This window comes from Paenibacillus sp. 1781tsa1 (assembly GCF_024159265.1).
Lineage (GTDB): Bacteria > Bacillota > Bacilli > Paenibacillales > Paenibacillaceae > Paenibacillus.
On sequence record NZ_JAMYWY010000001.1, the window covers coordinates 6,379,010 to 6,398,301 of the forward strand.

Consider the following 19,292-nt stretch of genomic DNA (forward strand, 5'->3'; position numbering starts at 1 on the left):
ACCCTGTTTTGACAGAGTCAACGTATTACATGCAGACATGCGGAATCGGTTAGACAACTCCGCACCTGCAATCATTTATTTAGACAGAGACAGCAAAGCTCTTTCTGAACTTCTCGATTGCACCTTTCAGTGCATTTTCGTTGTCTGCAGTCAATTCTTTAGTATCACGGATGGATGCAAGAATCTCCGGATGGCTGCTCTCCATGAACGCGAGGAACTCACGCTCGAAACGAGTAACATCACCTGTTGGAATCTCATCCAGGAATCCTTTAACTGCAGTGTACAAGCTTACAACCTGTTGTTCTACAGGCAGAGGCTGGTTAACACCTTGCTTCAGGATTTCCATCATACGCGCACCACGATTCAGGCGGGCCTGAGTCGCTTTATCCAGATCGGAACCGAACTGGGAGAACGCTTGAAGCTCACGATATTGAGCGAGGTCGAGACGCAGGGAACCTGCAACCTTTTTCATCGCTTTGATCTGAGCAGAACCACCGACACGGGATACGGAAATACCTACGTTGATCGCCGGGCGTTGTCCAGCATTGAACAAGTCAGCTTCCAGGAAGATTTGTCCGTCCGTGATGGAGATTACGTTCGTTGGGATGTATGCAGATACGTCGGAAGCCTGTGTTTCAATGAACGGCAGTGCGGTTAAAGAACCACCACCAAGTTCATCATTCAGCTTCGCAGCACGCTCCAGCAAACGGGAGTGCAGGTAGAAGACGTCACCCGGATATGCCTCACGGCCCGGTGGACGACGAAGCAACAAGGAAAGTTCACGGTATGCAGAGGCTTGTTTAGTCAAGTCATCATAGATAACCAGAACGTGCTCGCCTTTGTACATGAAGTACTCACCCATCGAACAACCGGAATACGGTGCGATGTACAAGAGTGGTGATGGATCGGAAGCTGCTGCAGTTACAACGATTGTGTACTCCATTGCGCCTTTACGACGAAGAGTTTCCACAACTTGAGCAACCGTAGACTGTTTCTGACCAATAGCCACATAGATACACTTCATGCCGCTACCTTTTTGGTTCAGGATCGCATCAATCGCGATGGATGTTTTACCTGTTTGACGGTCACCGATGATCAACTCACGTTGTCCACGACCGATTGGAACCATGGCATCAATGGCTTTGATCCCTGTTTGCATCGGCTCATGAACCGATTTACGATCCATTACGCCTGGTGCTTTACCTTCAACCGGACGGAATTCCGTTGTAGCGATTGGCCCTTTGCCATCCACTGGAATACCGAGCGGGTTCACAACGCGTCCAATCAATGCTTCGCCTACAGGCACTTGCATGATTTGGCCCGTACGTTTCACTTGGTCACCTTCACGAATATCGTAGTAAGGTCCCAGGATAACGACACCGACATTGCTTTCTTCCACGTTCATGGCGAGTCCCATAACACCGCTTGGGAATTCAACCAACTCGTTGGACATGACGTTCTCAAGTCCGTAAACACGAGCGATACCATCACCAACCTCGATTACCGTTCCGACTTCGACTACATCGATATCGGTCTTGTATTGTTCGATTTGGCTCTTAATTAATGTACTGATTTCTTCTGGTTTGATACTCAAGTGTCCTCACCCCAATCTACTGTACTCGTCTGTTAAAAGACTGCTCAAGACGTTCGAGCTTGCCAGCCAAGCTGCCGTCATAGATCGTATCGCCAATGGCGACTTTCAATCCGCCCAGCAGAGTCGGATCAACAATGTTCTCGATACGAATCTTTTTATTCACACGGCCACCGAATTCACGGGCTACCGCTTCTTTTTCTTCATCATTCAACGCATAAGTCGAGTAGACACGTGCATCAGCGATGCCCAGCGACTCACCTTGGATCTTCCGATAATCATTCAACAAGTCTCCCAGCAATTCAACGCGTCCGCGTTCAATCAACAACAAGACTGTGCGAAGGACTGATTCGGATACCTTGCCATCAAGACTTGAGTGAATCACGTTCTGTTTGGCTTCATCAGAAATATTAGGGGATACGATAAATTTCTCGATATCTGCATCTCCGGTCAATGCACTGACTACTGCAACCAGTTCCTGTTCAACCTCAAGCACCTGCTGTTGCTGAAGAGCAACTTCGAACAATGCTTTCGCATAACGCTTGGCAACAATCGTATCGCGGCTCATTGTCGGCCTCCTACCTCATTGAGGTATTGGTTCACAAGCTCTTCTTGTGCAGGACCGTTCTCAACTTCTTTTTTAATCAACTTGGATGCAATCTGAACGGAAGCTGTACCCAGTTCGCTGCGAAGTGCTGCGACTGCTTTGTTCTTCTCGCTCTCGATTTCGCGTACTGCATCGTCTTTGAGACGATTAGCTTCAGCTTTTGCATCAGCCAAAATCGATTCAGCTTGTTTGCCACCCGTTTGTTTGGACTGTTCAATGATGTCGTAAGCATCTTGACGTGCTTGCTCAAGAGCTTGTTTTTGTTCCTCCACATAGGCAATGGCCTGTTCCCGAGTCTGTGCAGCCTCATTCATCTGCGTCATCACGAGTTCACGACGTTTTTCCATAATGGAGAACAAAGGCCCGAAGGCATAACGGCTAAGCAGCCAGTATAAAATTGCAAATGCAACAATCGCAAGAAGCGTATTTTCCCATATGAAACTCAATCTGTTCACTCCTTCCTGGAGGTATCCTTGAAACGTCATCCGTTAGAACGGACATTACCTAAAAAGAAGGCGCGGATGGCTATGGCCTTCCCCGCCAAACCTTTAAAATTTAATTAAGCCATACCGTAGAACATGAACGCGAGTACCACACCGATGATCGGCAATACCTCGATCAAACCTACACCGATAAACATTGTTGTTTGAAGAGTGGATTTTGCTTCCGGTTGACGGGCAATACCTTCCACCGTTTTGCTGATTACCATACCGTTACCAATACCTGCGCCAAACGCGCCCAGTCCTGCAACAATTGCTGCTGCGATTAATGCCATTGCTCCCATTTGTATATCCTCCTTAAAATGATAAATCGAATTTTTTATTGTTCAGCCTGATGAAGAAATCTTCGTAGGGCTTGAAACTTAATGCTCGTCGTGCGTCTCGATGCTCTGTGAAATGTACACCATCATCAAGATAACAAACACAAATGCCTGGATCGCGCCGATAAAGATACTGAATCCTTGCCACACCATGAGTAGCGGAATTGCTGCAATAGCACCAAACACTTTGAATGTGGTCAGTTTCAGGATCGTTGCGATCAGTACCTCACCCGCGAAGATATTCGCGAATAGACGCATACCGTGTGTCAACAGCTTGGATGCCGTCTCAATCAAGTTGATTGGCAAGAACAAGGCGAATGGCTTAAGGTAATGCTGGAGATACCCTTTTGTGTTGCGGAACAATCCTAGTCCATGAGATACAAGGAACGCTACGAGAGCAAGTCCCATCGTCACAGACAAGTCGGCTGTCGGTGATTTCCACCAAGCCAGTTCAACGTGTGGGTGTGCTTCAGGGTCCTTGGCATGCGCTTCTTCAAACGCCTCCACCGCTGTAACAATCGGCTTACCGAATACCTGTGCCTGATTAACATCTGTTACCTCAGATACAGCCACGAGCGGAAGGCCGAGCATATTCCCTACAAAAATGAACATAATCATGGAAAGAGCGAGAGAGATAAAATGTTTACCTTTCTTCATATCCATTGTGCTGGAAATCAGATTGCGGACGAATTCTACTGCCCACTCCATAAAATTTTGCAGCTTGCCGGGATTTTCAACGGATAATCTCCGTGTTGCCAGTACAGCAAAAATAAAAACAATTGCACCTGTAACTACCAGCATCAACAGAACAGATAGATCCAGTCGAAATCCGCCAAGCATAATAATTGGAGCTTCATGCATATTTTTCTCACCCCTTTCTCGACTTGAAAGCTGCAGCCCTTAACATCACTCTGCTCTGCGGGAATGGACAATCCCTATAATCAGTAAGGAAAATTGTGCAATGACGAGACCGCCTGCAACCGCATATGTATTGAAGTACTGCGGAAAGCGCATCGATATGAATATACCGAGCACAGCGAGTGCCGCTCTTGTCAAAAATCCCAGGTTCACACGCTTCAAGTTACCTTCTGCCGCATCATCAGACATTTTCCTTACTTTGTAGCCCAAGTAAAATGCATTGATCCAGCTAATTCCTGTACCCAGGGCTAGTCCCAAAGCAATTGTCTCCACACGTGGCATAAAGGCCGCTGCGAGAAAACAAATCATAAGAAAGTACATGATGAAAACAGTCATCGATCTGCGGTATCTGGTTAGTTCACTCATCACTTTCCCCCATGAATTTTTTCGCGATAAAGTAGATGCTTACACCGCCTGCCGCAAGAAAAAAGAGAACGCTTACGGCGATCCATATTCCGTTACCTCCGATGGTCTTGTCCAACCAGGAGCCAGCGTAATATCCGGCAACAGCGAGAATGGCAATCTCGATCCCAAAAGCTGTCACGAGCCCCATCGCTTTCCATACATTATCGTCATGGTTACGGGATGAATTTGGTTTGTTCGAATCGGCCATTTTCCACGCCACCCTTGCAATCCCAGTTAATTTTACTGAATGATGAGAGCCTTTGTCAATTGAATGATTTTAGCGTTTTAAAGGGGAAAACGACGGGAATACAGACCCTCAAAGCCCATAAACCCGCGTAAACCGTACAGTTTAACTGTATGCTATGCCCTTTATAAATCCGTCAGAAAAATTGTATTATTTTTTGAATTTTCTGTGAAATGATTCCGGACGCTCACTATTTACACCAAAATGGTGCAGAATCGCATTGACAATTCTTTCCGAAGCATGTCCATCACCGTATGGATTAGCAGCCTGGCTCATGCTTGCATACAGGGTTTTGTCTGTAAGCAGAGCTTTGGTCCGTTCATACACACGTTCCTCTTCGGTACCTACCAGTTCCAACGTTCCAGCTTCAATACCTTCCGGGCGCTCTGTCGTATCGCGCAATACGAGCACAGGCACACCAAACGAAGGTGCTTCTTCCTGCAAACCGCCTGAATCGGTCAAAATCAAGTGAGTGTGCGGGTAAAAGTTATGCAAATCCACCACGTCTAGCGGATCAATTAATTGAATACGGGGATGATTCCCCAAAATCGCGTGAGCCGGCTCCTTCACAGCAGGACTTGGATGCACCGGGTACACGATGGCAATATCTTCGAATTCGTCGGCAATCCGTTTGACGGCCTGGAAAATGTTGCGGTGAGGCTCGCCTTGAGATTCACGGCGATGAGCTGTCATCAGCACAAGGCGTTTGCCTTGGGCCCAATCAAGTACCGGGTGTGTGTAGTCCTCCCGTACTGTATATTGAAACACATCTGTTACCGTGTTGCCTGTGACGTACGTACTAGACTCCGATTTATTTTCTTTGGCAAGATTGGAAGAAGACCAATCCGTAGGCGCAAAGTGTAGATCAGCCAGTACTCCCGTCAGCTGACGGTTCATCTCTTCGGGATATGGAGACAGCTTGTTCCACGTCCGCAGCCCCGCTTCTACATGCCCTACCTGAATCTGTTGCAGGAATGCTGCATAGCTCGCTACAAAGGTAGTTAATGTATCTCCGTGAACCAGTACAATATCAGGTTTGGCTTCAGCTAACACCGGCTCCAAACCACCGAGAACACGAATTGTAATCTCATTCAATGTCTGGCGGTCTTTCATTACATCCAGATCATAATCGGGATGAATGTCGAAAACTTCAAGTACCTGATCCAACATCTGGCGATGCTGCGCAGTTACGCAAACAATAGATTCAATAGACTCAGGGTGTTTTTGCAATTCTAAAATAAGCGGAGCCATCTTGATGGCTTCTGGACGCACCCCGAAGATCGTCATGACTTTAATTTTCTTGGACATTCGAGCAAAGCCCCTTTTCTATAAGTTCCGATTACAAGCATGCGATATGCTTATTTAGTGCCGTATAGACGGTCTCCTGCATCTCCAAGCCCTGGAACGATATAACCATGATCATCCAGACGGTCGTCCAATGCTGCTACATAGATATCCACATCGGGATGTGCATCCTGCACAGCTTTAACGCCTTCCGGTGCTGCAACCAGGTTCATCATCTTGATTTGGGTACAGCCACGTTTTTTGAGCACGTCAATAGCTGCAATCGCCGAACCGCCAGTTGCAAGCATCGGATCAATTACGATCAATTGACGCTCTGTCACGTCTGTAGGCAGTTTGGTGTAGTATTCTACCGGTTGCAGTGTTTCCGGGTCACGGAACAGACCAACATGTCCAACTTTTGCCGCTGGCAACAATTTCACAACGCCATCCAGCATTCCGAGTCCTGCACGCAGAATCGGCACCAGTCCGAGCATACGTCCAGAGATGACTTTACCTTGTGTTGCAGCTACAGGTGTCTGTACATCAATCGTTTCCAGTTCAACATCTCTTGTAATCTCATAAGCCATCAACGTTGCTACTTCATCCACCAATTCACGAAAATCTTTCGTATTCGTACGCATGTCGCGTATAAACGTCAGTTTGTGTTGAATCAAAGGGTGATCACATATTACTAATTTTCCCATTAATTTTGTCCCTCCGGTAAGTTCTTCATGTTCAGCATTTCCAAATATACCTAGCCACCATTCATGGGCTCGATAAATCCTGTATATTATATCATCACCAACAACGAATTACACCATCAAAGGGCACCCAATCATTACAGAATACCGAATCCTATAAAAAACAGGACCGGAAAATGATCCATCCGGTCCTGTTTTGCTCCTGCTGTTATGTCATTGAGATAAGGAAAATGTTAAATACAATTGCACTCCGCCACCAGAATGCTCCTTCGATCGCTGTTATTCCCTGATTTTTTTGATCTTCTATAAAAGGAGAAAATCAGGGGATAAAGGCGAGCGCTTCGCTTCTACGGCCTCATTCTGTCTGCTTCGTTATTTTGTATTCCATTTTAGAGAAACTCAAATACAAACACCATGAGCAAAGTTTTTTAGTATTTAAGGTCGGTATAGAGCGGGAATTGGTCTGTCAGTGCAGTCACTTCTGCACGGGCTTCATCCAGCTTCGCCGTATCTTTAGGATTTTTCAATGTTTTGGCAATGATCTTACCGATCGCTACCATCGCTTCTTCGTTCATCCCACGGGAAGTTGCAGCAGGTGTACCGATTCGAATACCACTCGTTACAAACGGACTTGTAGGGTCGAATGGAATTGCATTTTTGTTCACGGTAATACCAATGGAATCAAGTACATGCTCAGCTTCTTTACCTGTGATGTTCACACTGCGTGTGTCGATCAGCATCAAGTGGTTATCTGTACCACCGGATACGATGTTCAAGCCTTCAGCGATCAGTGTTTCAGCCAGAACCTGTGCGTTTTTCACAACGTTCTGTGCATATGTTTTGAATTCTGGTTGCAAAGCTTCTCCGAATGCTACCGCTTTGGAAGCAATCACGTGCATCAGAGGGCCACCTTGGGAACCCGGGAATACCGCTTTATCAATCGCTGCTGCCCACGCTTTGCGGCACAGAATCATACCACCACGAGGTCCACGCAGCGTTTTGTGTGTTGTTGTTGTTACGAAATGCGCATGTGGAACCGGGTTTGGATGCAGACCAGCAGCAACGAGTCCCGCGATGTGAGCCATATCCACCATGAACAAAGCACCTACATCATTGGCGATGGAAGCCAGCTTTTCAAAATCAATGGTACGCGGATATGCACTTGCACCTGCAACGATCAGACGAGGGCGGTGTTTGAAAGCCGCTTTGCGTACTTCATCATAATCAATCAGGAATGTATCTTCCTGTACGCCGTATGCTACAAAGTTGTACAGCAAACCGGAAGCATTAACCGGGCTACCGTGCGTGAGGTGTCCACCATGGGCAAGGTTCATACCAAGTACAGTATCACCAGGTTTCAACGCTGCAAGATATACTGCCATGTTCGCTTGTGCTCCGGAGTGAGGTTGAACATTCACGTGTTCTGCTCCGAACAATTCTTTGGCACGATCACGCGCAATGTCTTCAACAACGTCCACATGCTCACAACCACCATAGTAACGTTTGCCTGGATATCCTTCAGCGTACTTATTGGTCAGAACAGATCCCAATGCTTCGATTACTGCTTCACTTACAATGTTTTCGGATGCAATCAGTTCGATGTTGTTCTGTTGACGTTTCAGTTCAAGATTCATCGCTTCCAGTACTGCCGGGTCATTCTTGCGCAATTGTTCCATGATTAAATTCCTCCCAGGTATAAGTGAAGTTATAAAGCGAAACTACAGTGGTTACATTCCTGACTTCGATTGCATCACCATCTTCCGATCGCTGTTATCCCCGGATTTTTCTGAACTCACTTATAATAAGGGGAAAATCCGGGGATAGCGTATGCTTCCGATGTAGCTTTCCTTCGGAAAGCTTTCAGGCGAACGCTTCGCTTCTTCAGATTGGTGTTGCACTCTCCGTTTTCGTGTAAAGTATAATTTAGCTTTATATTGGTTGAAGATATCAGTCACAAAATGATGAATCTGGTTGTTCTTCCATACGATACACCGCTCGTTCGCCGCCAATCAACTTCGGACGAGTAAGCGCCGTGGTCACGCGGGCATCTCCAACATAGCGGAGCGCTGTACGAAAGGGTACGGCTACATGCCGGAGATGCATGCCAATCATCGTTTCCCCAATGTCCATTCCCGCATGGGCCTGCACATATTCAGCCAGGCATGGATCGGTCAGCGAACGATATGCTGCGGATGCCATTGAACCTCCGGCCTTGGGCACGGGTACTGCACCAACCTCGGTCAATCCAAGTCGAGTAAGCACAGAACGTTCCATGACCAACGCACGGTTCAGATGCTCACAACACTGGAATACCGTGTCAAAACCGAATTCCTCCTGCACCTCGCGTATCCCCGCAAGAAGCTGCTGCGCCACTTCAATGGCACCGCTCGTACCAATCCGCGCACCTGCAACTTCACTTGTGCTTGTACCGATCACAACGATCTGTCCAGGCCCAAGCTGTCCGGCAAGCGCCAGTTCATGCAGAATGGATGCGGTCTGTTCCTGCAATCCGGCTTGTTCTGAATCTAACTCTATAGTCATCCTATCATCGCCTCCCGATAAAATCATGCCCGCTGTCTCTTGGCTGTCCTTCGTATTCTTGCACGGCATCTCAGGTACTATTATAGCGAATAATCAGATGAAAGACGAAAAAAAGAGCAGTCTGCGGGTAACGCAGAATTGCTCTTTTGCCCAGGCGACCGGCCGTTTGTTCCGGTGCTCCATCGTGGTTATGCCCACTTCGTCGCCAGTTACACCGGATCCCTGTTTTCCCCTTCATCATAAAACAACCCGCGGCTAAAATCAACGGTTAATTTACATCACGCGTCCTGTTTCTATAACCTGCCCCGTAGGATCAGAATTATCCCAGCTTATCCAAAAGCCGGTCCAATGCCGTCCGAATCTCGGCCGCAGCGATATTATAATCATCACGACTGCCTCCAAAAGGATCGGAGATGTCGAAACTTGGAATGCGTTGTCTGATCTCAATGGCTCGCTCGCGCTCTGATGCCAGAATCTCTTGACCAAGGGCACGTTTCATCTCCAGCGTTGCAAACAGGCTGTCCAACTCCTGAACATCTCTTAATACCTGCTTGTCGTCCTCCACATACTCTTTTAATGTATAGGTTTTGTGAACGGAGTCGGGAAATACCTGCATGACATGCTGCTTATGACTCCGCGTTAGTGTAAGAACCAGATCGGCCCAACCGACCAGGTTAGCGCTAAGCTGTGTGGAATGAGGCGGACCTTCAACGTTATGATCTCTTAAAACCGCTTCCGCATGACGGGAGATCGGCATACCCGACGTAGCTGCTACACCTGCGGAACGGACTTCTACCTGAATGCCGCGCTCCGATGCCAACTTTCGCAAAAGCCCCTCTGCCATGGGGCTGCGGCACGTATTGCCTGTACATACGAATAAAATATGTTTCATTGTGTTAGCCTCCCCATTTTACATATGATGCGAATGATATGATGTCTCACGTTTTATTTTAAAATATAAACAAAAGTCCAAACGCAAGCAAGATTGCGCCACCAATGGCCTCACCGTAATCCCCAAGATTCTGACTCACCCGACGGCCTAATAGCAGACCCATAACCGACATCACCCCGCCACATACACCAAAGGCAAGTACGGTCAAGATTAGATTACTGCTAAACATCCCTAAGGAAACGCCAACGGAGAACGAATCCACACTTACGCTGAGGGAGAACAAAATAACGCCGAGCAGGGAACGGTGGTCCACCAGCTTGGTATCACCTTCACGGAATGCATTCAGAATCATATGACCACCCAGCAGAATAAGTAATCCACCTGCTGCATACGTCGTAATGTCACCGAGCAGCGAGCTGACGTATTTGCCCATATACATGCCGATGAGCGGCATGATGATATGAAATAGCGCCGTTACTGTACTGATCCGCAATACATCCCTCAGCCGAATGCCCTTCATGCCAATTCCGATTCCGAGCGAAAACGCATCGAGGCCAAGCGCAACAGCCATGATCAAAATGGTTACCAACTGCCCTACATGGGCAGACACATCCCACATCCCCATACCCCCAAGTCACGTAAAGGTTCTTGTACACGATATGCGGACAAGGACCTAAACATGACCGATGAAAGGTAAACGTTGCGTATCTACTCCATATCCATGATGCATAAGGGCAGGTGGATACGATGTTTTAATTGATTTTGTTATGGAAAAAAGTTAAGTGGCTCTCCTGACTGTATGATCAGGAGAGATTAGAAGGGCTGTGGGTCGCCAACTTGGATGAGTTGGTTACCCGCGGCCTTGAGCAGCCGATTCATGACGGCTGCTCCCAGCCCTTCGCGTGAGCAGGCTTCAGCCACAATATATGTGGCGCCTTGCTCATCGCAACTGCGCAGCGCGGCGTATAGCCGGCGCGCCGCTTCTTCCAGCTCGCTGGCGTCACCCAGCGAGAACACGGCATCGGCGCGGTACTGCTCCGCGTGCTCGGCGAACGCCAGCACGGCGGTGCGCTCTCCGCGCTGCGCCGCCTCTGCGAGGGCGGCGCTGGTCCAGGCCGCCACCGCTGTGGGCGGCCCCTCCACCACGCACAGCGCCCCTGCGGGTGCGTAGTGCGTGTACTTCATGCCCGGCGAGCGCGGCGCCGGGCTTCCCACGCCATCGGCCCCCTCCGCGAGTAGCGCGGGGTCCGTGGCGACACGGGCGGCAACGGCGGACAGTTGTTCCGCCGTAATGCCGCCAGGGCGCAGGATGGTGACGGTACCGTCGTCACCGACCTGCACCACCGTGGACTCGACGCCCACCCCGGTGGGGCCGCCGTCCACGATGCCGCCGATGCGGCCATCCAGATCCTCGCGCACATGAGACGCGAGTGTCGGACTTGGCCGCCCGGAGCGGTTGGCGCTTGGCGCAGCCACAGGGCATGCCGCCGCCGCGATCAACTGCAAGGCCACCGGATGGTCCGGCATGCGCACGGCCACCGTGTCCAGACCAGCGGTGACACGCGGAGACACCGCCCCCGGCCTAACCGGCAGCACCAGCGTCAGCGGTCCCGGCCAGAAGGCCGCCATCAGCGCTTCGGCTGTCTCATTCACTTCCGTGACCAGAGCGTCCAACTGGTCCCGATGCGCGATATGCACAATCAGTGGATTGTCGGAAGGTCGGCCTTTGGCGACAAATACAGCCTCCACGGCTGCCGTGCTACGCGCATCCGCACCCAGGCCGTAGACCGTTTCGGTCGGAAAGGCCACCGTCTGACCTTGACGAAGGCAGGCTGCGGCAGCCTGCAAGTCGTCGAGCGCCCTTTGATGGGCGCTCCCCTTTTTCACATCCGTTAATTCAATATTACCCAATCCATGATCATCCTCATTGTTCAATAAAACGCGCACATCCCAATTGACTGTGACCATCTCTGCTGGAGTTCCCTTGTCATGAACCTCCATGTCATTTCCCATTTCTGAGGTGGATTGCACTTGCTCATTCTCTCTATTCATATATCCATCATTCCTAAACATCATAATAGGTTACTTGTGCACGTGAGAAAAACACCTCACACTCCATACACATCTTTGTTCACTTCGCTTCATACTCCATATTCAATATAAGTAATTATAACATACCTGTCCCGCCTCGGATGCCCTTCATACTTCGCTCCACGCATGAGTCTTACTGTAGCTTCAACGCCAATTCATATCAAAAGGGCAGCTCCCTGAATTGAAGCCACCCTTATGTATAGTATAAATGTGTTGTTATGCGAATAATCCAGTGACCCAACTCCACAGTTTCACAGCCATATCCCACAGAAAGAATCTCGCCTCCGGTGTCTCTCCCTGCACAGATGCATCTACATCTCCAGGTTCAGCCGCTGCGGCTGATACGTTTGAAGGTTTCGCCAGTGCATCCCCGGTTCCTGCATCAATGAAGCACAGCGGCGGGAACAACACACACCACCAGTTCTGACCTTTGCCTTCGCCCAGCGTGATTCGAACCGCTTCATAATCCCCGGCAGGATACACGGTGCCTCCATATAGCTTGGTTGGGAACGGAACAGAACCCAATTCCACCTGATACTCATACTTCAAACCGCGACTGGCCAGCTCTTCTCCTACTCTATTTTCAATCTCGGACAAATGCTCACGAATGACATGGCGCGCTTCATCCAGACTTTGCGGATTCTCCAGTTCGCCTACCCACTCGCCCATCTGAGCAACGACAGCATCCCGAATCTCGCGTTTCACCAATTGATCTCCCGGTGCATCCGAGTTTGCTAGAATACGCAAGCGGATCGATTGTTCAGGAATCGCTGTGGCCGCCACAGCTGCATCCGTTTTCTGACCTTCCCACATCATGATCATCATCATAAGACATACAATAATAAGTCCAATTTGCTTTACAATTCGTCTGTTCATTCCGTTCTCCCCCTCGGCTCTCTGATCACGCGACCTGCAACTCTCTCATGTCTATCAGTATGTCCGGAAGAGACGGAAATAAACCTATCATTTGCAATAAATCTACTAGAGTTTATTCAAAAAGTTTGCTTTTAATTACGAAGGATGCCTAGCTGCATCATCAACGTTGGATATGAAATTCTCAGCCGAAATAAGCGGGCCTTATTAAGGTTGTTTTCCCCGGAAACATTCCAGTTGCTCACGTAGTTTATCCTCCACTCCACTACTCCATTTCTTGCTTCATCTCATCTTCTCGTTACTGGAACTATACTCAAACGTTACTAAAAAACATTTTTTTTGAGCATGTACTACTAGTATCTGTGTTTAAACTCAGGCAAGTTATGCGATGACGAATGTCAGCTTTCAAATAGCCTTGAAGACTGTACTAGCTAACCCTGACGAATGACTCTGGCGAACGATTCTCGCGAAGGACCAGTCGATGTTCTAAGGAACCGAGGACGTCTTATTCGGCCTTCAGGTCTTCTTTTGAAATTGTAAGGAACACGCGACACGTTATTTCCCAAAATCATCTGACCAACATGCTACAAAAGGCTGTTTATGCTGATATAACGTGTCTCTGATTCCTTAGCTTTCTCCAAGCGCTCCAAATCCCCGAATAAGATGTGTCAGGTTCGCTAGCTCCTAACTCTTAACTCTTAACTTCTAGTAGCAGGCACCTGAAGATCCACACCATACCAACACTCTGATGTTGACTCCTAGATACGCATCATATACTTCGGCTTACAGCAGGCTTGAAGACACGCTTTAGAGCGATCGATTCTAGGATATACATTCGCTCACCAGTCATGTTAAAAAGGCTGATCCGCACCTGGTTACAGGGCAAATCAACCTCTTCATTCTTACGAACAATGAACAATTACGTTATACGCTCCACAGCTTTTCTTTTCACTACACCAACTCAACAGTTACACAGCACTTTTCTCTTTCTTGAGCATATTCCATAAACGTTCCGATAACCGAGGTTGCTGCTCCCCCATGAGAAGTTCATCCTCTTCCTCCTGACCATACAACTTAATGCTCATGACCACACCAATACAAGCCATGTTGATGAGCAGGGAGGTGCCCCCGTAACTGATGAATGGCAACGTAATGCCTGTGAGCGGCATCAGCCCGAGGAACGCCCCCACATTCTCAAACACCTGATACAACAACATTCCGATAATACCTACAATGATGACGGGTCCCGCGCGATCTCTGCAACTCAGAGCAATCCACACCATCCGTTGAATCAGAATAAAGTACAACAGAATCAGTACGGATGCACCGACAAAGCCAAACTCCTCTGCGATCACGACAAAAATGGAATCCGAATACGTATAGGGAACTCGTCCACTCTGAACGGATGTTCCTTGCAAATAACCCTTGCCGATGATGCCCCCTGATCCGATGGCTAAACCTGCATTTTTCGTATGCCAGGAAGCTTTGGAGGTAGCCTTTTCTGGTACCAACCAAGGATCAATCCGTTCCGCCCAATGTTCCCTTTTTATCTTTTCAAGAAAGGTGAACACTTCATCATGATAGAACGTATAGGCTTTAACAAAGCCAAAGAAGGTCACTCCCACAATCGCCAGTGCAATCAATGCGTGCTTCAGCCTCATATTGCCGATCCAGAATACCGCAGCCAGAATCACCACGTACCCCAGCGCATTTCCCAGATCATTCTGAGCCATAACCAGAGCAAATGGAATAAACGCCCAGCAGCCAATCGGCACAATATCTCTCCAAAATTTCAGCGTGCCTCGTTGTCTCTTCACAATCAAATGGGCAAGGAAAAGAATCAGAATCATCTTGAACAGCTCTGCCGGTTGAAAAGAAAAGTTGTCGCCCAGCTTCAGCCAGCCGTTGGCATTATTGATCGAACTGCCCAGTACATTGGCCAGGATCAATAGTATAATTCCCAACCCATACAAATAAAACGCATATTTCACGTATAACTTGTAATTCACAAGCCCGATGACAAGCACCGCAATGAATCCAGCCACATAGAAATAAATCGTTTTGACATGGTGACTCGCCAGGTGAGCATCTGTTTGCGTTCCGCTGTAAATTGCAAATACACTAATAATCATGAGCAACAGCATGATGAAGAGAATCACACCGTCCATCTTTTTCAACATTCTCACCATGACTCCGTCCATCCCCCTGAATCTAACATTCTATGATTTCCAATTGAACTCAATATTACCATTGTATATAATTGGATAATAAAATGGAAATCAGGATTGCTTCAGGATGACAATTAAACCATTCAATGGCCTGTCTCCCACCGTAAAAACAATAAAACCCCAAAACATTCCTCCCTAAGTCAATAGGGCTGATCTGTTCCAGGGTTCTGTAGTTATATATATAAGTTAAACTAAGGATTATTTACACTGACACTACGATGACCAATCGCTGTTATCCCCAGATTTTTTTAATTCCGAGAACGTTATTGTTCCTGCTGGGATGGCTTGCGTCTTAGCAATTTCATCACCAAATCGGTAATACTCGGTTGTTCCGCAGAGCCAAGAATATCCTCGTTTTCTTCCGTGTGAACCTTGATACTCATCACAATCCCCATACTGATCATGTTGATCATAATGGAGGTACCACCCGAACTGATAAACGGCAGCGTAATCCCTGTCAATGGCATCAGACCAATGAACGGACCAATATTGACAAAGATCTGGTAGAGCAGCATCGCTATAATACCTACAATAAGATAAGGTCCGGCGCGATCCTTACACTCCAGTGCAATCAGCACCAGCCTGTGAATCAGGATAAAGTATAGGAGAAGCAATACTGAGGCACCGATGAAGCCAAATTCCTCCCCGATCTGTACAAAGATCGAGTCTGCATAGGCCAGCGGCACCCGATTCGACTGAATCGTTGTGCCTTCCAGATATCCTTTGCCCGTAATACCGCCAGAACCTATCGCAAGCTTCGCATTATACGTCTGCCAGAGTACATCTCTTGAGGTCAGCTCTGGTACAAGCCAGGGGTCAAAACGATCCGCCCAGTGCGAACGTCCAATGTCATTCAGGAATTTTACAATCTCATCATGATAATGAATATACGCCTGCGTACCACCGATAAAAGCAGCCACAGCAATCATAAAGCCAATGAGGGCATGTGTGAATTTAATGTTGCCAATCCATAACAGGCCCACAAGAATGATCACATAGCTTAGCGCATTTCCCAAGTCATTTTGCAGCAATACGAGTAGTAACGGTGGCAGAACACAGAGTGAGATCGGAATAACATCACGTCCGAAATAAAGCGGACGATTCTTCTTTCGGGCCAAAAGGGCCGATAAAAACACAATCAGACATAGCTTGAACAATTCAGCAGGCTGCAAACTGACCCCGAAGATGGACAGCCAACCTTTTGCACCGTAATACTCTTTACCAAAGAACATCACGAAAATGAGCAGCAGCATACCCACGCCATAGATATATAAATAATTTTTGATTATAAATTTATAGTTAATCATGGACATCCCAAAAAATACTATGAATCCCACAATGTAATAAAACACCGCATCTTTCGGGAGTCCCTCCAGCCTCGGACGACCAAACGTTGTACTGTAAATCGACAAAATACTGATAACCATCAGAATAACCAGTATAAACACGATAGAATAATCTATCTTTTTAAATTTGTGCAGCATGTAATTATGTTCCCCCAAGCATTCAGAAATCTTCGGTATATCTCATTGTAGAGGATTTCACGGTAAAAAGAAAACCCGCGGAACCTTACATTTTCGTCACCTGTTCCGAAGTACGAACACCCAGGACATGCCGCTCGATTCCGGCAAGGTCCGGTACAATGATAATTTCCGGCCAATGTCCCGCCGATTCAAGTAGAGCCGCGATGTCGCGAGCCTGCCCCTGGCCCAGCTCAAAACCAATGATCTGCGGCGGTGCAGGCAGCAGCGCCAGTTGCTCCAGCATGATACGGTACGGTGCAAGCCCGTCCGGACCGCCGTCCAGTGCCATGCGCGGCTCATGATCGCGCACCTCTTGTTGTAACCCGCCGATATCCGCCGCCGGGATGTATGGCGGGTTGGACACCAGGATGTCCACCCGTGCCCCGGCGAACGGGGCCAGCAGATCGCCTTCACGGAAGTCGATCTGTACCCCGTTCGCGGCCGCGTTCCGCGCGGCCACTTGCAGGGCAGCCGCCGAGAGATCCCCGGCGCCGACCTGCCAGCGCGGGCGTAGTGAAGCCATCGTCACCGCGATGGCACCACTGCCCGTGCCAATATCGACGGCGAGCGGAGCGCCGTCAGGAAACACGCGGTCGGCTTCGCGCAGCACAGCCTCGACCAACAGCTCCGTCTCCGGCCGCGGAATCAGCACGGCCGGCGTGACCTCGAACGGCAGCCCATAGAATTCCTGGCTGCCGATAATATATTGCGCCGGCTCACCCGCTGCCTTGCGCGTGACGGCGTCCTCCCAGCGGCTGCGATGCTCGCTGGGAAAAGGCTCCGGCTGCATCATGTAGTACGCGGCGCCATAGACACCGAGTACATGTTCCAACAGCAGCCGGGCATTGTTTTGCGGCTCGTACACGCCGCACTTCTCCAAAAAAGAGGAAGCCTCCACGAAGGCTTCCCGACAGCTCTGTTCCGGCGTCATGACAAACTGCGCGCGGGTCACAGATTATTCTCCTCTATCCATCATCTCAGTCTGCTGAGCAATGGTCAGTGCAGACAAAATATCTTCAATCTCTCCGTTCATCACCTGATCCAGCTTGTGCATGGTCAGACCAATCCGGTGATCCGTCACACGGCTTTGCGGGAAGTTGTACGTACGTATCCGCTCACTGCGGTCACCCGTTCCCACTTTGCTCTTCCGCTCAACAGAGATCTTTGCTTCCTCTTCCATACGTTTCATATCGAAGATACGTGTACGCAGAACCTGCAACGCTTTTTCCTTGTTGGAGTTCTGTGATTTTCCATCCTGACATGTCGCCACAATCCCCGTTGGAACGTGCGTTACCCGTACTGCGGATTTCGTCGTATTAACCGATTGTCCACCAGCACCACTGGAACAGAACGTATCCACACGGATGTCTTTGTCATGAATTTCGATATCGAAATCTTCGGCTTCAGGCATAACGGCAACCGTTGAAGTTGACGTATGAATACGTCCGCCAGACTCGGTTGTTGGAATACGCTGCACACGGTGTGCGCCGCTTTCGTATTTCATTTTGCTGTAAGCACCGCGTCCGTTGATCAGGAAAACAACCTCTTTGAATCCACCAAGATCATTCGTGTTAACGTCCATCAGCTCTACACGCCAGCCTTGTGCATCTGCATAACGTGTGTACATCCGATACAGATCTGCTGCAAACAACGCTGCTTCATCTCCACCAGCTGCTCCGCGAATCTCAACAATAACGTTTTTGTCGTCATTCGGATCTTTTGGCAGCATGAGTACACGAATCAATTCGTCCAGCTCTTTCTGACGAGTGCTCAGTTCGTCAATTTCCATTTTGACCATTTCGCGCATCTCATCATCCAGTTTCTCACCCTGCATTTCCTTTGCAGCTTCGAGATCCTGACTTACCTGTTTGTATTCCGTGTACGCTTCATAAGTCGGTTGCAGATCGGATTGTTCTTTGGAGTATTCCCGCAACTTTTTGTTGTCACTTGCCACATCCGGGTCACACAAAAGCTCGCTCAACTTGTCATAACGGTCGGCTAACGCCTGTAATTTATCCAACATGTATAGTCACCTCACGCATTATTTTGTCCAAGCACATCACATTTTCAATAAATATTTCAATTCAACATTAATCACATCTATAATCTATATTCCACAACGCACAGGATTCTCAATGAATCCCCTGACCGCAGCATGTATTCACATTCATGTATGATCGACGTATAACATCGCTACAACGTCATCAAATCCTTTACTTTTAAAGTGATATCAAGAAATCGTGTACCCCGTGTTAAACTCGCTTCGACTCATCGGTTACAGTGCGAATTTTAACGTGGTATACGACTCTTAATTATAGCATATTCTTATGGTTCTGAATAGTAACTGTTCCGCAAGCGGATGAACTAATTTTTTGTGCTGTAAGATACAAAATGAAATTGTTGTTCGATGTGGTTCCGAAATGATCCTACTGTGGTATAATACAAGTATAACAGGTGTAAAATAAACAAAAGCCACGATGCGCTAACATCGTGACTTCTCCAACAAAGGCCGGTGGGAGACCACGGCGAATTTCAATCAAATGAATGAAAAACCACCGGATTGCAAGGCGACCA

General features: G+C 48.3%; 19 protein-coding genes and 1 riboswitch. All 19 genes read right to left on the bottom strand.

Annotated features, from left to right (window positions below; translation table 11 throughout):
- Positions 1–79: 79 nt before the first annotated feature.
- The 19 genes from atpA to prfA all read right to left on the bottom strand — a co-directional run bounded on the left by atpA (position 80) and on the right by prfA (position 18,741).
- Positions 80–1,594 (bottom strand): F0F1 ATP synthase subunit alpha, encoded by a 1,515-nt coding sequence (gene atpA, locus NKT06_RS28625; RefSeq protein WP_047840700.1) that lies wholly within the window; start codon positions 1,592–1,594, stop codon positions 80–82.
- 16 nt (positions 1,595–1,610) lie between these two features.
- Positions 1,611–2,159 (bottom strand): F0F1 ATP synthase subunit delta, encoded by a 549-nt coding sequence (locus NKT06_RS28630; protein WP_253441327.1) that lies wholly within the window; start codon positions 2,157–2,159, stop codon positions 1,611–1,613.
- Positions 2,156–2,644, bottom strand: coding sequence for a F0F1 ATP synthase subunit B (gene atpF / locus NKT06_RS28635; protein ID WP_036612568.1), 489 nt, complete (start codon positions 2,642–2,644; stop codon positions 2,156–2,158). Before atpF ends, NKT06_RS28630 begins: the two co-directional genes overlap by 4 nt.
- A gap of 113 nt (positions 2,645–2,757) precedes the next feature.
- Positions 2,758–2,982 (bottom strand): F0F1 ATP synthase subunit C, encoded by a 225-nt coding sequence (gene atpE / locus NKT06_RS28640; protein WP_017691934.1) that lies wholly within the window; start codon positions 2,980–2,982, stop codon positions 2,758–2,760.
- Between the two features lie 78 nt (positions 2,983–3,060).
- Positions 3,061–3,879, bottom strand: a complete 819-nt coding sequence (atpB, locus tag NKT06_RS28645) for a F0F1 ATP synthase subunit A (protein WP_124116536.1) — start codon at positions 3,877–3,879, stop codon at positions 3,061–3,063.
- A gap of 45 nt (positions 3,880–3,924) precedes the next feature.
- Positions 3,925–4,302: an ATP synthase subunit I gene (locus NKT06_RS28650; protein WP_062836961.1), complete on the bottom strand. Its 378-nt coding sequence runs from the start codon at positions 4,300–4,302 to the stop codon at positions 3,925–3,927.
- Positions 4,295–4,549, bottom strand: a complete 255-nt coding sequence (locus tag NKT06_RS28655; protein ID WP_024632723.1) for an AtpZ/AtpI family protein — start codon at positions 4,547–4,549, stop codon at positions 4,295–4,297. Before NKT06_RS28655 ends, NKT06_RS28650 begins: the two co-directional genes overlap by 8 nt.
- Positions 4,550–4,735: 186 nt before the next feature.
- On the bottom strand, positions 4,736–5,893 hold the full coding sequence (gene wecB, locus NKT06_RS28660; protein WP_253441328.1) for a non-hydrolyzing UDP-N-acetylglucosamine 2-epimerase: 1,158 nt from the start codon (positions 5,891–5,893) through the stop codon (positions 4,736–4,738).
- A 50-nt stretch (positions 5,894–5,943) separates the two neighbouring features.
- On the bottom strand, positions 5,944–6,573 hold the full coding sequence (upp, locus tag NKT06_RS28665) for a uracil phosphoribosyltransferase (protein WP_017691929.1): 630 nt from the start codon (positions 6,571–6,573) through the stop codon (positions 5,944–5,946).
- Positions 6,574–6,998: 425 nt separating this feature from the next.
- The gene (locus tag NKT06_RS28670) at positions 6,999–8,246 is read right to left on the bottom strand and encodes a serine hydroxymethyltransferase (RefSeq protein WP_253441329.1); all 1,248 of its coding nucleotides are present in this window, start codon (positions 8,244–8,246) and stop codon (positions 6,999–7,001) included.
- Positions 8,247–8,517: 271 nt separating this feature from the next.
- Entirely contained in the window at positions 8,518–9,111 is a 594-nt protein-coding gene (locus tag NKT06_RS28675; RefSeq protein ID WP_253441330.1) for a TIGR01440 family protein, read from the bottom strand.
- Positions 9,112–9,252: 141 nt separating this feature from the next.
- Positions 9,253–9,334: riboswitch (ZMP/ZTP riboswitch) on the bottom strand.
- Between the two features lie 96 nt (positions 9,335–9,430).
- Positions 9,431–10,003 carry a low molecular weight protein arginine phosphatase gene (locus NKT06_RS28680; RefSeq protein ID WP_253441331.1) on the bottom strand — a complete coding sequence of 191 codons (573 nt, stop codon included), beginning with the start codon at positions 10,001–10,003 and terminating at the stop codon, positions 9,431–9,433.
- 58 nt (positions 10,004–10,061) lie between these two features.
- Positions 10,062–10,622: a manganese efflux pump MntP gene (locus NKT06_RS28685; RefSeq protein ID WP_253441332.1), complete on the bottom strand. Its 561-nt coding sequence runs from the start codon at positions 10,620–10,622 to the stop codon at positions 10,062–10,064.
- Between the two features lie 194 nt (positions 10,623–10,816).
- Positions 10,817–12,055 (bottom strand): L-threonylcarbamoyladenylate synthase, encoded by a 1,239-nt coding sequence (locus NKT06_RS28690; protein WP_253441333.1) that lies wholly within the window; start codon positions 12,053–12,055, stop codon positions 10,817–10,819.
- 255 nt (positions 12,056–12,310) lie between these two features.
- Positions 12,311–12,970, bottom strand: a complete 660-nt coding sequence (gene spoIIR / locus NKT06_RS28695; RefSeq protein ID WP_253441334.1) for a stage II sporulation protein R — start codon at positions 12,968–12,970, stop codon at positions 12,311–12,313.
- Positions 12,971–13,935: 965 nt separating this feature from the next.
- Positions 13,936–15,156 carry an FtsW/RodA/SpoVE family cell cycle protein gene (locus tag NKT06_RS28700; RefSeq protein WP_253441335.1) on the bottom strand — a complete coding sequence of 407 codons (1,221 nt, stop codon included), beginning with the start codon at positions 15,154–15,156 and terminating at the stop codon, positions 13,936–13,938.
- 302 nt (positions 15,157–15,458) lie between these two features.
- A complete protein-coding gene (locus NKT06_RS28705) occupies positions 15,459–16,679 on the bottom strand; it encodes an FtsW/RodA/SpoVE family cell cycle protein (RefSeq protein WP_253441336.1) in 1,221 nt (406 codons plus the stop codon).
- Between the two features lie 85 nt (positions 16,680–16,764).
- Positions 16,765–17,649, bottom strand: a complete 885-nt coding sequence (prmC, locus tag NKT06_RS28710) for a peptide chain release factor N(5)-glutamine methyltransferase (RefSeq protein ID WP_253442860.1) — start codon at positions 17,647–17,649, stop codon at positions 16,765–16,767.
- A gap of 24 nt (positions 17,650–17,673) precedes the next feature.
- Entirely contained in the window at positions 17,674–18,741 is a 1,068-nt protein-coding gene (gene prfA / locus NKT06_RS28715; protein WP_249912672.1) for a peptide chain release factor 1, read from the bottom strand.
- Positions 18,742–19,292: the final 551 nt, after the last annotated feature.

Coding starts and splice junctions, on each gene's coding strand:
- NKT06_RS28630 (WP_253441327.1), bottom strand. CDS start 2,159: ATGAGCCGCGATACGATTGTTGCCAAGCGTTATGCGAAAGCATTGTTC.
- atpE (WP_017691934.1), bottom strand. CDS start 2,982: ATGGGAGCAATGGCATTAATCGCAGCAGCAATTGTTGCAGGACTGGGC.
- atpB (WP_124116536.1), bottom strand. CDS start 3,879: ATGCATGAAGCTCCAATTATTATGCTTGGCGGATTTCGACTGGATCTA.
- NKT06_RS28650 (WP_062836961.1), bottom strand. CDS start 4,302: ATGAGTGAACTAACCAGATACCGCAGATCGATGACTGTTTTCATCATG.
- NKT06_RS28655 (WP_024632723.1), bottom strand. CDS start 4,549: ATGGCCGATTCGAACAAACCAAATTCATCCCGTAACCATGACGATAAT.
- wecB (WP_253441328.1), bottom strand. CDS start 5,893: ATGTCCAAGAAAATTAAAGTCATGACGATCTTCGGGGTGCGTCCAGAA.
- upp (WP_017691929.1), bottom strand. CDS start 6,573: ATGGGAAAATTAGTAATATGTGATCACCCTTTGATTCAACACAAACTG.
- NKT06_RS28670 (WP_253441329.1), bottom strand. CDS start 8,246: ATGGAACAATTGCGCAAGAATGACCCGGCAGTACTGGAAGCGATGAAT.
- NKT06_RS28675 (WP_253441330.1), bottom strand. CDS start 9,111: ATGACTATAGAGTTAGATTCAGAACAAGCCGGATTGCAGGAACAGACC.
- NKT06_RS28680 (WP_253441331.1), bottom strand. CDS start 10,003: ATGAAACATATTTTATTCGTATGTACAGGCAATACGTGCCGCAGCCCC.
- NKT06_RS28685 (WP_253441332.1), bottom strand. CDS start 10,622: ATGTGGGATGTGTCTGCCCATGTAGGGCAGTTGGTAACCATTTTGATC.
- NKT06_RS28690 (WP_253441333.1), bottom strand. CDS start 12,055: ATGAATAGAGAGAATGAGCAAGTGCAATCCACCTCAGAAATGGGAAAT.
- spoIIR (WP_253441334.1), bottom strand. CDS start 12,970: ATGAACAGACGAATTGTAAAGCAAATTGGACTTATTATTGTATGTCTT.
- NKT06_RS28700 (WP_253441335.1), bottom strand. CDS start 15,156: ATGGTGAGAATGTTGAAAAAGATGGACGGTGTGATTCTCTTCATCATG.
- NKT06_RS28705 (WP_253441336.1), bottom strand. CDS start 16,679: ATGCTGCACAAATTTAAAAAGATAGATTATTCTATCGTGTTTATACTG.
- prmC (WP_253442860.1), bottom strand. CDS start 17,649: ATGACGCCGGAACAGAGCTGTCGGGAAGCCTTCGTGGAGGCTTCCTCT.
- prfA (WP_249912672.1), bottom strand. CDS start 18,741: ATGTTGGATAAATTACAGGCGTTAGCCGACCGTTATGACAAGTTGAGC.